Source organism: Rhizobium sp. CFBP 13644, from assembly GCF_014842165.1.
Classification (GTDB): Bacteria; Pseudomonadota; Alphaproteobacteria; order Rhizobiales; family Rhizobiaceae; genus Agrobacterium; species Agrobacterium tumefaciens_C.
The window spans coordinates 22,896-37,198 of sequence record NZ_JACYVF010000002.1 but is presented as its reverse complement, the minus strand read 5'-3'; the positions used below and the strand labels follow the sequence as shown (position 1 = coordinate 37,198).

The following is a 14,303-nucleotide window of genomic DNA, read 5'->3' as shown; positions in this document are numbered from 1 at the left end:
ATTCGTTAGATCCTCGGGTCAAGCCCGAGGATGACGACACACTCTAGATGGCTGTAATCTACAGCCACCCCAAAACCTCACGAAACCTTGCGTTGCCGCACCGGCGCATCCTGCTCGGTCAGCAGGGTCAGAATCTGTTGCGGCTGCACCGGCTTTGAAAACAGATAGCCCTGCAACTCATCGCAGCCACACAATTGCAGGATCGATGCCTGGTCTTCCGTTTCAATGCCCTCAGCGGTCACGGGAATGCCGAGGGAGCGGGCAAGGGCAACGGTTGCGGTCAGCATTTCAAGCGAGCGTCCGCCCTCATCCAGCGCATCGACCAGCGACTTGTCGATTTTCATGCGGTTGAAACCGAACTGGCGCAGATAGCCGATGCTTGCAAAGCCGGAGCCGAAATCATCAAGGGCGATGCTGACGCCGATCTGCTTCAGCTTGTCGATGGCCGTACTTGCCCGCTCGGGATGGCGGATAAAGTAGCCTTCCGTCATTTCCAGCATGACCCGCGATGGGGAAATGCCGTTCTCCACCAAAATCGACTGGACCTGGCTAGCGAACATCGGATTTCTGAATTGCACCGGCGAGACGTTAACGGCAAGCTTGACCTGCGGCCATGCGACCGCCTCCTTGGAGGCCTTGCGCAGAACGGACAGGCCGAGCTGGTCGATCATGCCGCTGCTTTCCGCCGCTGCAATGAAGATATCGGGCGACACCGGGCCGTAGCCGGCGCGGTTCCACCGGGCCAGGGCTTCCACGCCGGTGATGCGGCGGGTCAGAGTGTTGACAACCGGCTGGAACACAACCTTGATCTCGTCATGCTCGATGGCATATTTCAGATCGGCCTCAAGCTGGTTCTTCTCTTCCCGGCGCGTATCCATATTGGCCTCATAGGCCACATAGCGCCCGCGTCCGTTCTCCTTGGCCTCATACATGGCCATATCGGCCCGACGCAGAAGCTCCTCCCCGTCAATATCCCCTCCCCGCGCCACGGCCATGCCGATGCTGCAACCAATGGCCGCAACCTTGTCACCAATCATGAACGGTTCGGAAAACAGCGTCAGAAGATCATCGCAGAGGTGGCGGGCCAGCACGCGGGCATCGGGGCCCTGCAAGGCGATGGCAAATTCATCTCCGCCCAGCCGCGCCAGGAGCGCCCGCTCCGAGACCAGAACCTGCAACGCCGCCGAGACCCCCTTGATGAGAAGATCGCCCGCGCCATGCCCGAAGGAATCGTTGATTTCCTTGAAACCATCAAGATCGAGATAGATCAGCTTGACGTAGGAATTGTCCTGAGCTGAACGCTCAAGCTGCCGCTTCAAGCCAAGAAAGAAGCCGAGGCGGTTGTTCAGCCCGGTCAGCCTGTCTCGCAGCAGCTCCTGCCGCGCAGCGGTTTCATCACTCTTCAGCTTTTTCAGGGCGGCGTAGCCGATGCCCAGCAGCGCCATGAAAAAAAGGAGGGTAATGGCAACAGCAGTCAGTACCCGGGGACGCACCTCATAAAAGCTGAGATCTCCCGGCATCCGCGACTGCCATGTGAGAACGCCCAGTATATTGCCGAAGGGATCAGGCACGGGAACCTGATAGGCCACTTTCGCATCACCCGGTTGCAATGACAGGCCTTCAACGACATAGGTTTCGGCAAGCTTCTCCACTTTGGCAGGGGTCAGATGACGGGCAAAGATGAGATAGCTGTGCCTGGCAACCGGTGCATCGACGAACCCGGCCTTGGTTCGCACCAGCGCAACGCCGACGGCTGCTATGCCATCTCTGGTTTGCAGAAATGCCGTGGTTTCCGGTATCTCACCTGGAGGAACGGCACGCACCATATCGATCATGCTGGACAGGCTGGAGCCGAAATAACCCGGTATGGACCAGTAAGCGGGATCCCCGTTGTTGTAAGCCATCAGGACCCGCTGATCGTTATCGATCAGCACGGCCGTGTCGAACAAGTCGCTGTTGCGGGTCATATCCCCGTAATTGGCGATGATCCAGCTGGCGCCATCGGCGGAATAGACCGCTCGGGCGGCATCGTCCCAGGCTGCATAATCGTTGAGCGTCGCGCCCAGTTGCTGGCGGAAGGTGGTGAGCGCCCCGGTTATCGTCTCCAGAGACCGCTGCTCGTCCAGCACGTTCGTGTTGCGCGTGACATTATCAAGCGCCGAAAGAATAAGTGCCGTGACGATGATGACGACAAGCGCAAAGGCAGAAAGAACTCCAGCAACTGCCGTTCTTCGACCGACCGACAATGCTCTGGAAATCTCATGCGACATGCAGCAGTATCTTTTCCCACGGAATACTGCATCCTCCGCGTGAAATCTTCAAAACCCATTAAGATTATCGGGACGATCGCCATCTATTTTCAGCCAACGGCAACGACGGTCACTTTACGGCTAACAAGACGTAAAAAAGCCTCCCCCAGAGAGCTGGGAGAGGCCGTCAACATTGACGAAAATCAGTTTACCAGGCGGGGACGACCGCACCCTTGAAGGTTTCCAGAACGAAGGCCTTCACTTCCGGATTGTGGTAGGATTCCAGCAGCGTCTTCACCCATGGCGCATCCTTGTCAGCTGCACGAACGGCGATGACGTTGATGTAGGGAGCCTTTTCGCCTTCTCTGGCAATCGGGTCCTTGGATGGGTCAAGACCGGCTTCCAGCGCGTAATTGGTGTTGATGACGGCGGCATCGACATCGTCAAGCGAGCGCGGCAGCTGGGCTGCATCCAGTTCGGCAAAGGTGAAGTTCTTCGGGTTTTCCGTCACATCGGCAGGACCGATCTTCAGGCCCTTGGCTGCATCCACCTTGATCAGGCCCTTGTCGGCGAGGATCAGCAGAGCGCGACCGCCATTGGTCGGATCGTTCGGAATGGCAATGCTTGCGCCTTCCTTCAACTCCTCAAGAGCCTTCACCTTCTTGGAATAAATCCCCATCGGGAAGTTGACCGACTGGCCGACGCTGACCAGATCGAACTTGCGGTCAGCCACCTGATTGTCGAGATAAGGCTGGTGCTGGAAGGAATTAGCCTGCAATTCGCCGTCATTCAGCGCCTGGTTGGGAACGACATAATCGGAAAATTCCAGAACCTCGATATCCAGACCCTTCTTGGCAGCGATGTCCTTCACCTTTTCGAAGATCTGCGCGTGCGGTCCGGGTGTAACGCCAACCTTGATGCTTTCGGCAAGCGCGCTGCCTGCAAAAAGTGCGGCCAGCGATGCGGCAATGATGAGTTTTTTCACGGGGGGTACTCCTTGAGTTTTAAGTCTTGTCTGTAATCAGTTTTTGCGGTTGCGCTTGTCGAAGCTGCGGGCCAGCGCATCACCGGCGCTTTGCACGATCTGGACAAGCACGATGAGGACGACGACCACCGCCAGCATCACATCCGGCATGAAGCGCTGGTAACCGTAGCGAATGCCGAGATCACCCAGCCCGCCACCGCCGACAGCGCCGACCATGGCCGAGTAGCCGATGAGGCTGACCAGCGTCAGTGTGAGCGCCAGCGTGATGCCGGGCTTGGCTTCCGCCAGCAGAACCTTGGTCACGATCTGCAACGGTGTCGCGCCCATGGCACGCGCCGCTTCAATCAGCCCCTTGTCCACCTCACGAATGGCTGCCTCCACAAGGCGAGCCACGAAAGGAATGGTTGCAACCGTGAGTGGCACAATGGCCGCAGAGGTGCCGATGGAAGTTCCGGCCACAAACCGTGTGAACGGGATGATGGCCACAACGAGAATGATGAAGGGCGTGGAGCGGGCAGCATTGACGATGAGGCCGATGACGCGGTTGATCATTGGCGCCTCAAACAGCTCACCCTTGCCACTGGTGGCGAGGAAAATGCCGATCGGCACGCCAAACAGCGACCCGACCAGACCGGAGACAGCCACCATGTGCAGGGTCTGGAGCAGACCTTTCAGCAGAACAGTAAACAGCATATCAGGCGACATAGCCGAGCACCTCCGTTGTCAGGCCGGTATCGGCATAGAAATGTTGCGCGCGGGCCGTGACCTCTGGCGTTGCCGGATAGGAAACGACAAGCGAGCCGAAGGGCTGGCCGGAAATCTCCTCGATGGTGCCTGCCAGAATGTTGACGTCTGGCCCGATCTCGGCCACCAGCCGCGCAGTGAGCGGCTTGAACGCCGTATCCCCGAAGAACACAAGCCGCACCAGTACGCGGTCACCGGGCGCGGCTTGGGGCTTCAATCCGGAGGTCACCCAATGGGGCAGCTTGACGCCGACGGCAGACGACAGAAGGCTGCGGGTCGTTTCATGGCGCGGTGCCGTAAAGATGTCGAATGTGGTGCCCTGCTCGACAATCAGGCCCTTGTCGATGACGGCCACCTGAGAAGCGATGGTTTTGACCACTTCCATCTCATGGGTGATGAGAAGAACGGTCAGGCCAAGCTCGGCATTGATCTTTTTCAGAAGTTCCAGAATCGATTGCGTGGTTTCCGGGTCGAGCGCCGATGTAGCTTCGTCCGAAAGCAGAAGCTTCGGCTCCGTGGCCAGCGCGCGGGCAATACCGACGCGCTGCTTCTGCCCGCCGGACAGTTCTGCCGGATAGCGGTTCGATTTGTCACCCAAGCCGACCAGATCGAGAAGCGGCGCGACCTTTTTGCGGATATCGGCCTTGGACATCCCCGCAATTTCCAGCGGCAGGGCCACATTATCGTAAGCGGTGCGCGATGACAGCAGATTGAAGTGCTGGAAAATCATACCGACCGAGCGGCGCAGCGTGCGAAGGCCCGCCTCATCCAATCCACCGACATCGATACCATCGACCGCAACCGTGCCGGAACTTGGAAGCTCCAGCCCGTTGACCAGACGGATGAGGGTAGACTTTCCGGCACCGGAACGGCCGATGATGCCGGAGATCGAACCTCTCGGCACGACATAATCCACACCCGCAAGCGCTGTGAAAGAAGTGTTGCTCTGAGGGTCGCCGAAGGTCTTGGTGACGCGCTCGAACACGACCATGGGGCGATCAGTCGCTCGATCGGCGGAAGCGGGGCTGGCCGCGGAATTGTCTCGTGTCATAAAATGCTCTTGCAATGGAAACCGTCATGTTGAACCCGGCGGTCTTGGAAAACCGCTTCTCATGCTGCTTAGCAGCACATTCGGCCAGGTAAGACGTTCCTGAGCATCAATTCAGACTTCCTTGATAAAGCCGGGATCGGCTGTGTGTATCGCAAACATGCCTGTCTGCGATACGATTTTATAGGTATGATTTTTCAATTATGCGAGAGAGATAGAAAAATCGACCAAACACGCCTTATGAGCGATTACTTGACCTCGGTCACGAACTCTTCGAGCGGGCGGCGGACCTTCTTGAGGTTGACCAGCCAGTCGCCTTCTTCCTTGCGGTAGCCGAGAGGAAGGATCACCGCAGAGCGCAGGCCCTTTTCGCGAAGGCCGAGAATTTCATCCAGCTTGGCAGGATCGAAACCTTCCATCGGCGTGGAGTCCACACCCTCGAAAGCAGCCTGCGCCATGGCGGTGCCAAAAGCAATGTAGGCCTGACGGGCGGCGTGCTGGAAATTCACCTCCGCATCCCGCTGCGGGTAGGAGTCCAGCAGGGACTGACGGTACTTTTCCCAGCCTTCATTCTTGAAGCCACGCACGTCGTTGGTGAGATCGAACATGTGGTTGATGCGGTCTGCGGTGTAATTATCCCACGCAGCAAACACCAGCAAATGCGAACCTTCGGTGATCTGCGCCTGGTTCCAGGAAATGGCCTGGATCTTGGCGCGCGTTTCAGGATTGGTCACAACGATGATTTCAAAAGGCTGCAGGCCGCTTGATGTCGGCGCAAGGCGAGCCGCCTCAATAATACGGTCCACCTTGTCCTGCGAGACAGACTTGGAAGGATCCATTTTCTTCGTGGCATAACGCCAGTTCAATTTCTCAATCAGCACAATATTCTCCTTTGGGCGCGCCCTTGCAAAAACATCTATGAGATAGGTGATATTGCAGCGCACACAAGACGGCAGCACCAACAAAACATGCAAAATCCACTCCGGCCCGCTTTATGAAAAAAGCGAACCGGAGGGATGAGGAATGCCCGGCAAATGCTGTTGGCATTGGCAGGTATGGTTAAGGTCTTGGCATTTGCCGGACCCATTGCATCAGTATTTCGCACTATCTATCGGAACGCCCGGTCTCTTGCCCGGCCAATGGCAAAAGGTGGGTTCCAGAAACGACCCTCTTTGCAAAAGCTGCCGCTTGTCGATACCGGCATTCGAACCGCAAGAGCGCCGCGCGTTGCGCCCCTTTGCTTCGAATGCATGGGGATTGTGCGGGCGTGAAAATGGCCATTGAGAAAAAAATTAAAATATTTTTCGTCGTGTTCGCAGCGTCGATTGAAAAAGATCGTAGAGCCTGTCGATGCACCGAGCGGCAACATACCCACAGACATCGTAGCCACACACCGCCGTCATCCTCGGGCTTGTCCCGAGGATCTAACCACGTTTGATGTTGGGGTTCGTTAGATCCTCGGGACAAGCCCGAGGATGACGAAAGAGGGGATGAGCACTAGTGGGTTTTGCGCCGCCTCAGCGGCGCAAAACCGTTCCCACTCTTGCTGGAATTGCATCAAACGTAACGATTGACGACGTTTTCGAGGTATTCCTGACGACCTGACTTTGGCTCAGGGTTGATGTTATCGCGCTCGACCATGGCGGCGATCTCGTCCAGTTTCAACTCGCCGCGCAGCAGCTTCTGGGCGTCGGCTGAATCCCACTTGGCGTAGCGATCTGCGAGCGGCTGCGACAGGGCCTTGTCCTCGATCATCTTGGCCGCAGCCTTCAGACCACGGGCGCAGCAATCCATGCCGCCGATGTGACCGATCAAGAGATCGGCTGGGTCGAGCGACTGGCGGCGCAGCTTCGAATCGAAGTTGGTACCGCCATTCTTGAAGCCGCCGCCGGCCAGTACGTGATAATAGGCCAGCGCCATTTCCGGCACGTTGTTGGGGAACTGGTCGGTATCCCAGCCGGACTGGTAATCGTTGCGGTTCATGTCGATGGAGCCGAAAATGCCGAAGGCATTGGCCATGGCCAGCTCATGTTCAAAGGAGTGACCGGCCAGAATGGCGTGGCCCTGCTCAATATTGACCTTCACTTCCTTGTCCAGCCCATGCTTCTGCAGGAAGGCATAGACGGTGGCGACGTCGTAATCATACTGGTGCTTGGTGGGTTCCTGCGGCTTTGGCTCGATCAGGATCGTGCCTTCAAAACCGATCTTGTACTTGTACTCCACCACCAGATTGAGGAAGCGGCCGAGCTGGTCCAGTTCGCGCTTCACATCTGTGTTGAGCAGGGTTTCATAGCCTTCACGACCGCCCCAGAGCACGTAGTTCGCGCCGCCGAGCGTCTTGGTCGCATCCATGCAGGTTTTGACCGTTGCTGCTGAATAGGCAAAGACGTCAGGGTCTGGATTGGTGGCAGCACCCGACATGAAGCGGCGGTTGGAGAACAGGTTGGCGGTGCCCCAGAGAAGCTTGACGCCGGTATCGGCCTGCTTCTGGCCGAAATAATCGACGATCTCGTTGAGGTTCTTCGTGTTTTCAGCAAAGGTCTTGCCTTCTGGGCGCACGTCGGCGTCGTGGAAGCAATAGAAGGGCGAACCGAGCAGCGAGAAGAATTCGAACGCGACATCGGCCTTCAGCTTGGCGGCCTGCATGGTGTCTTCGAACCATGGACGCTCGAATGTCTGGCCACCGAAGGGGTCACCGCCCGGCCATGTGAATGTGTGCCAATAGGCAACCGCAAACCGCAGATGATCTTCCATGCGCTTGCCGCCGACGACTTCATCGGGGTTGTAATGCCGAAAGGCCAGCGGATTGGTGCTGTCAGGGCCTTCATATTTGATTTTCTGGATGTCTCCGAAAAAGCCGGTGCTCATGTGAGGTTCTCTCCCTTTGTGTGGATGGTGGTGTTCGTCGCCGGTGGTCGGCTATTAATGTGACAAGCCCTTGATGGCTGGATAAAGCGCCCGGTAACGCCCGTAAGCGTCTTCATAGGCCTCAGCCAGCGCCGTGACCGGCTCGATGGTTTCTTCCGTCTCAGGTTGGGTGCAGACCGTGACAGGATCGGCTCCGGTGGCTGCAATCAGGCCGAGGCGGGCGGCACCGAAGGCTGCGCCGAAATCGCCTTCTGCTGGGATATCCACGGAGACGCCGAGTGACGTGGCGATAGAGGCCAGCCAGAAGCGGGAGCGAGAGCCGCCGCCGATGGCGGTGACGCGCGAGATGGATGTGCCTGCGGATTTCAGAGCTTCGAGATTATCCCTGATAGCGAAAGTCACGCCTTCAAGAACCGCCTGCGTCAGCGCCTTACGGTCACTTTCATGGGACAGGCCGATGAAGGAGCCACGAATGGCGGCGTCATTGTGAGGTGTGCGCTCGCCGGAGAGGTAGGGCGCGAAGGTGACGCCGGTTGGGGCTTTAAGCGCATCGCCCAGCTCCTGGGTGAGATCGGCAGGCGACTTGCCCGCAATGCCGGAATACCAGTTCAGCGCGTCGGTGGCAGACAGAATGACGCCCATCTGGTGCCATGTATCGGGCAGCGCGTGGCAGAAGGCGTGAACGGCGCTTTCCGGCTTTGGCAGATAGGAGGCATTGGCCGCAAACAGGACGCCGGACGTGCCGAGTGAAACGAAAGCGTGGCCCTCGGACACCGTGCCCATGCCGCAGGCAGACGCCGCATTATCACCGGCACCACCGGCGACGATGACGCGACCGGACATGCCCCAGGCAGAGGCAAGCATGTCACGCAACGTTCCCGCCTCATCCGTGCCTTCCACCAGCGACGGCATATGGTCTTCCGTCAGGCCGGTGGCTTCGAGCAATTCTGGCGACCACTTGCGCGCGCCGGTATCCAGCCATGAGGTGCCAGCCGAGTCAGACATTTCGGAGATATATTCACCCGTCAGCCAAAGCCGCAGATAATCCTTCGGCAGCAGAACCTTGGCGACCCTGGCAAAGATTTCAGGCTCGTTATTGGCGACCCAGGCGAGCTTTGGCGCGGTGAAGCCGGGGAACACGATGTTGCCGGTAATCTGGCGGAAACGGGGATCGGCATCCAGCGTTGCGGCCTCGGCATAAGAGCGGGTGTCGTTCCACAGGATGCAGGGGCGAAGCACATCGCCCGCCGAATTGACCAGCGTTGCGCCGTGCATGTGGCCTGATAATCCGATGCCTTTGACCGCCGACAATTCCTTGGGGAATTTGGCTTTCAGCCCGGAAATCGCCGTTTCCGTTGCCTTGATCCAATGGGCCGGGTCCTGTTCCGACCAGCCATGGTGCAGGCGAGAAACGTCGAGCGCGCCATTGGCCGAACCGATGATGGTCTGATCGCCATCGATCAGCAGCGCCTTGACGCCAGATGTTCCCAAATCGAGACCGAGATACATGTTTCCTCCAGTGCTTAAGTCAGTGTCAGGGGAGATTATCCCGCAAGAATATGTCGATACGAATGCGTTCCTGTGCGTCGATGACCGCAAGCCCATCGGCGCGTGCTTTCAGCACGCGGATGGCGCTGCGCACCTCATGGCCCGCATCCTGGTTCAGCACCGCATCCAGCACGCCTTCTGCCAGCGCATTGGAGGTGTTTTCCGTCAGCTCATGGGCGATGACGCAAGGCGAGGTTTGCTGGCGCGATGATTTGAGCGCCTTGATAAGCCCGCGATTGCCAGCGCCCAGACTGTAAAGGCCGAGAAGATCGGGATTTTCCTCAAGGCATTGCGCGACCAGCCGCTCCACCGTTTCAGGATCGTCGCGCCCTTCCAGAACCGGCAGGAGCCGCAGGTCAGGAAACTCGTCTGCCATCACAGACTGAAACCCGGCAAGCCGCTCCCGGTGGTCCTTGACCAGCATGGAGCCAGCGAGAACCGCGACATCCCCACCCTTTTCCGGCAGAAAACGACCCATGAGGCTGGCCGCTGTGCGCCCTGCGGCGACATTGTCCACACCGGCAAAATGATCGCGGCGCGAACCGGTGATATCGGAAACCAGCGTCACGGCGGCAATGCCGCTCTCGGTCAGCCGGTCCACCGCTTCCACCACGTCTTCGGCATCAATCGCGACGAAGGCAACGCCGGAGGGTTTTTCCAGCCGCGCCACATCCAGTGCCTGCGCCAAAGCTGCGGCATCGAAGGGCGGCACCTCGATGATGCGGATGGAGGTGCGCTCAGTGTAGGACCGGGACGCCGCGACCCGGACTTCGGCACGCAGACCGGCCATGAAGGAATTGTCGTTGTTGGGCAGGATGAAGACCAGCGCGTAGCTGCGGCCCTTGGCCAGATTTGCGGCAGCCATATCACGCACATAACCGAGTTCCAGAATAGCCGCCTCGACCTTGGCACGGGTAACGGCATGCACGCCCGGACGCAGGTTGATGACCCGGTCAACGGTGGCAAGGCTGACGCCCGCTTTCGACGCGATATCGTGAACTGTCGGCTTCATGCTTCCTCCCGCTAGCGTGCTTAAAGGAGTTTTTGAGGTACGTAAATCAGAAAATGATGTACGTACCTCAGATTCATCCATCAAAACAAAAGGGCCGTCATTTCTGACGACCCTTTTGCGCTGCGGTGGATGGGTAAAAATCAGTGGGCGGCGTCTGGTGGGGGCGCGGCTTTTGGCTTCTTGATGAGAAGCGTCAGTAAAATCAGCGTGCTGAACAGGACGGTGAGCGCCAGGAATACATCGGCAAAGGCCTGCAGCCATGCCTGCTGCGACACGACACCGACGAGTTTCTTGATGGCGACCGAGGAGCCATCAAGGCCGAAGGAATTGTAATTGGCGCCGACATTATCAAGCCATTCAAGCGCTGCCGGATTGCCGAAATTCACATGTTCAGCGATGCGGAAATAGTGATCGTCGGTGCGCTGGCTGAGCAGCGTGTTGATGATGGCAAGGCCAACGGCGCCGCCGAGGTTACGGGTGAGGTTGAAGAGGCCGGATGCGTTCTTCATGCGCGCAGGCGGCAGCGTGCCAAGCGCGATGTTGTTGATCGGGACCATGCACATCATCAGCCCGAAGCCGCGCAGGATCTGCGGGACGAGCAGCTCGTAGAAATCCCAGTCTGCGGTGACGGATGTCATGATCCACGTGCCGAGCGCAAAACTTGAGAAACCGACGGCCATCATGAAACGCGGATCGAGCTTGACGGACAGCTTGCCGGCAATCGGCGCGGTGATGAACATGGCAAGGCCCGAGACGAACATCGTCTCGCCGATCATCAGAGCATCATAGCCGCGCACGCGCCCCAGATAGAGCGGATACATATAGGTCAGCCCGTAAAGACCGATGCCCATGACGAAGGAAAACAGCGAGCCGATGGAGAAGTTTCGGTCCCCGAAGGCTTTGAGGTCCACCACCGGAAAATCGACATTGAACGCACGCCAGAAGAACACGACGCCGCCAATGGTCATGGCGAGCGCGCCGATGACGATGTGGCTATCGTTGAACCAGTCGTTATTGTTGCCCTCTTCCAGCACATATTCCATGGAGCCAAGGAACACGCCCATGGACAGAAGACCCCACCAGTCGAACTTCTTCCACAGGGAGCGTTCGGGCTTGTCGAAATCGATGAAGTTCCAGGTGACCAGCGTGACGATGATGCCGGGAATGATGTTGACGAGGAACAGCCAGTGCCAGGAAAAGGCATTGGACAGATAGCCGCCGACCGTAGGGCCGACGGTGGGCGCAAGCGTGGCCACGAGGCCGATGATGGGCGACACCACCGAGCGTTTGGATGGCGGGAAGATGGTGAAGGCGGCGGCAAAGACGGATGGGATCATGCCGCCGCCTATGAAGCCCTGTATGGCGCGATAGACGATCATCTGGTCGATGTTCGTTGCGGTCGCACACAGGGCACTGGAAATGGTGAAGCCGGCCGCGCAGGTGGCAAACAGCACCCGGGTCGACAGAATACGCGCAAGCGTTCCCGACAGCGGAATCATGATGACTTCCGCAATCAGATAGGAGGTCTGAACCCAGGCGATTTCATCCGAACCGGCACCGAGGCCCGCCTGAATTTCAGCCAGCGACGCCGATACGATCTGAATATCGAGGATCGACATGAACATGCCGAAGACCATCGCGAAAAAGGCGATGAGGCGTCTGCGATCCATCGGCGGATCGATTGCAGGCGCATTTGCGCCCGCCATACCAGCTGTTGCCGCCATGATCGTGATCCTTATCGAAGTTTACTTCGACTGAGCTGTTTGCGTCGCTTCCGGTGCCGTGCGGGTATCGACATCGACCACCACGCTCAAACCGGCGCGCAACTTATGCTTGGCAAGGTCTTCCTTCGAGAAGACGATGCGAACCGGCACGCGCTGGATGACCTTGGTGAAATTACCTGTCGCGTTTTCCGGCGGCAGCATGGAAAAGACCGAGCCGGAGGCGGGCGAGATGGACTGCACCGTGGCTTCGATATCATGTTCGCCGAAGGCATCCACATGCACGCGCACCTTGGAGCCGGGCTCGATCTTGGCGAGCTGCGTTTCCTTGAAATTGGCGTCGATATAAAGATCATCCATGGGGACCAGCGACGCAAGGCGCTTGCCGACCGACAGAAGATCACCGGTCTGGACCGAGAGATTGCCAATCACGCCATCATAGGGCGCGCGCAGAACTGTGAAGGACAGATCGCGCTCGGCCTTGTCGCGGGCAAGTTCCAGCGTCTTGACGGAGCCTTCGGCTTCCTTGCGCTGCGCCCTCAACAGATCGATATTGGCGCGGGCCGACACAACGCTGGCTTCACCCGCCACGACATTCGCCTTGGCCTGTTCCATCGCGACCTGAGCATTATCGGTAGAGGCAACCGTGCCGACATCCTTCGACTGAAGCTCGGTGGCACGCTTCAGGTTGATCTCGGCACCGCGAAGTGCGGCATCGAGAGAGCCCTTTTGCGCAACAGCCTGCTGCAAGGATGCCTCGGCACCGGCAATCTGCGCATCGATGCGGTTGAGGGAAAGCTTCTGGGTCTGCAATTGCGCCTGCGCCTGTTCCAGCGCATTGCGGTAATCACCATCATCCAGGGTTACCAGCGTATCGCCTGCCTTCACCGTCTGGTTTTCAACGATCTCGACCTTCTCGACATAGCCGGAAACCTTGGGCGCGATAACAGCGATATCGCCCTGCACATAGGCATCGTCGGTGGAGATGAGGAAGCGACCATCTGTCCAGTATTGATAACCGTACCAGCCGCCCGCTGCCAAAATAGCAATGGCGACGACCGGCAGAACGAGGGAGCGCTTCTTCTTTTCCGGGGCCGCAGGGGTGGCTGGCGCAGGTGCCGCAGCCTGCTGGGCGTCCGCAGGATTTGCATCGCCCGCCTTGCCCTGCGCAGGATTGGCCTCAGCCTCATCCGCCGAGTTGACTACACGAACTGCACCGTTTTTTGGGCCCAACATGGTCATATCGCTCATTGTAAACATGAAAAAGGAATTCGAACTGAACCGTTCGGTTCGATTGATTTATTCTGTTTAGTGACACATATCAAGTGGCATCGAACCGATTGGTTCGATATAGTGAATTCCTCTGTAACTTTTGGCGGACTGCATAGTGACGAACGAGACACCTTCGGAGAGCATCTCCACCGCAACGCCTGCGGGCCGGTTTGCCGCGGGCGAAGATCCGGCCAAGCGCGAGCAGATTCTCGACGGTGCCTGGCGCGTGTTCAAGCAAAAGGGTTTCGACGCCGCCAGCATGAACGATATTACCCGCGAAGCCGCTGTTTCCAAAGGCACAATCTATGTTTACTTTGAAAACAAGGACGAGCTGTTTGCCGCTCTTATAGACCGCCACCGGGCGCAATTTGCCCTCTCCATGCGCGATATTCTGGCGGGAACGGAGGAAGTGCGCGACGGGCTATGGCAGTTCGGCCATACCTTCATTCACAAGGTGACATGCACTGACATGATACCTGCCATGCGCTCAGCGCTTGCCGTGATTGACCGCATGCCCAAGCTTTCCCAGCGGTTCTTCGTGGCGGCACCAAACAATGTGCGGGTTGTTCTGCGCGATTTTCTCCAGAACCATGTGGACCAGGGAACGCTGCGTACCGATGATGTGGATCTGGCTGCGCGTCAGTTCATAGAACTCGCGACCGGCACCTTTTTCAAGATGCGGCTGTTTGGAGAATTGTCTGGAGACATTCCGCCCGAAGACGCCGACCATGTTCTTTCCAGCGCTATCGAGGTTTTTATGGCGGCCTATGGAACCAAGAAGGACTAGGCCCATTCAGCATCCGGGTTTCTCGCATTGCGCGCAATATCGCTAAATTTTGGCGTAACACAGCTGTCA

11 protein-coding genes are annotated in these 14,303 nt (G+C 58.1%); 1 reads left to right on the top strand and 10 read right to left on the bottom strand.

All coding sequences use genetic code 11. The features are described from left to right. Positions 1 to 77: 77 nt before the first annotated feature. The 10 genes from IFT53_RS05270 to IFT53_RS05225 form a co-directional block, all read right to left on the bottom strand. Positions 78 to 2,270 carry a putative bifunctional diguanylate cyclase/phosphodiesterase gene (locus tag IFT53_RS05270; protein WP_192067059.1) on the bottom strand — a complete coding sequence of 731 codons (2,193 nt, stop codon included), beginning with the start codon at positions 2,268 to 2,270 and terminating at the stop codon, positions 78 to 80. A 187-nt stretch (positions 2,271 to 2,457) separates the two neighbouring features. Beyond that, entirely contained in the window at positions 2,458 to 3,234 is a 777-nt protein-coding gene (locus IFT53_RS05265) for a MetQ/NlpA family ABC transporter substrate-binding protein (protein WP_192067057.1), read from the bottom strand. Between the two features lie 36 nt (positions 3,235 to 3,270). Then, positions 3,271 to 3,939, bottom strand: coding sequence for a methionine ABC transporter permease (locus IFT53_RS05260; protein ID WP_042617650.1), 669 nt, complete (start codon positions 3,937 to 3,939; stop codon positions 3,271 to 3,273). After that, a complete protein-coding gene (locus IFT53_RS05255; protein WP_192067189.1) occupies positions 3,929 to 4,969 on the bottom strand; it encodes a methionine ABC transporter ATP-binding protein in 1,041 nt (346 codons plus the stop codon). The genes IFT53_RS05260 and IFT53_RS05255 overlap by 11 nt, the downstream gene beginning before the upstream one ends. A 305-nt stretch (positions 4,970 to 5,274) precedes the next feature. Then, entirely contained in the window at positions 5,275 to 5,907 is a 633-nt protein-coding gene (locus tag IFT53_RS05250) for an NAD(P)H-dependent oxidoreductase (protein WP_042617808.1), read from the bottom strand. Positions 5,908 to 6,583: 676 nt separating this feature from the next. Further along, a complete protein-coding gene (gene xylA / locus IFT53_RS05245) occupies positions 6,584 to 7,894 on the bottom strand; it encodes a xylose isomerase (RefSeq protein WP_192067056.1) in 1,311 nt (436 codons plus the stop codon). Positions 7,895 to 7,948: 54 nt separating this feature from the next. Continuing rightward, positions 7,949 to 9,403: a xylulokinase gene (gene xylB, locus IFT53_RS05240; RefSeq protein WP_192067054.1), complete on the bottom strand. Its 1,455-nt coding sequence runs from the start codon at positions 9,401 to 9,403 to the stop codon at positions 7,949 to 7,951. 25 nt (positions 9,404 to 9,428) lie between these two features. Continuing rightward, entirely contained in the window at positions 9,429 to 10,454 is a 1,026-nt protein-coding gene (locus tag IFT53_RS05235) for a LacI family DNA-binding transcriptional regulator (protein WP_192067052.1), read from the bottom strand. Positions 10,455 to 10,594: 140 nt separating this feature from the next. Beyond that, positions 10,595 to 12,178 carry a DHA2 family efflux MFS transporter permease subunit gene (locus IFT53_RS05230; protein WP_192067050.1) on the bottom strand — a complete coding sequence of 528 codons (1,584 nt, stop codon included), beginning with the start codon at positions 12,176 to 12,178 and terminating at the stop codon, positions 10,595 to 10,597. A gap of 21 nt (positions 12,179 to 12,199) precedes the next feature. Next, entirely contained in the window at positions 12,200 to 13,411 is a 1,212-nt protein-coding gene (locus tag IFT53_RS05225; RefSeq protein ID WP_192067048.1) for an HlyD family secretion protein, read from the bottom strand. 151 nt (positions 13,412 to 13,562) lie between these two features. On the opposite strand from IFT53_RS05225, the gene IFT53_RS05220 reads away from it, so the two are divergent. Continuing rightward, positions 13,563 to 14,234: a TetR/AcrR family transcriptional regulator C-terminal domain-containing protein gene (locus IFT53_RS05220; protein ID WP_155398804.1), complete on the top strand. Its 672-nt coding sequence runs from the start codon at positions 13,563 to 13,565 to the stop codon at positions 14,232 to 14,234. Positions 14,235 to 14,303 lie beyond the last annotated feature (69 nt).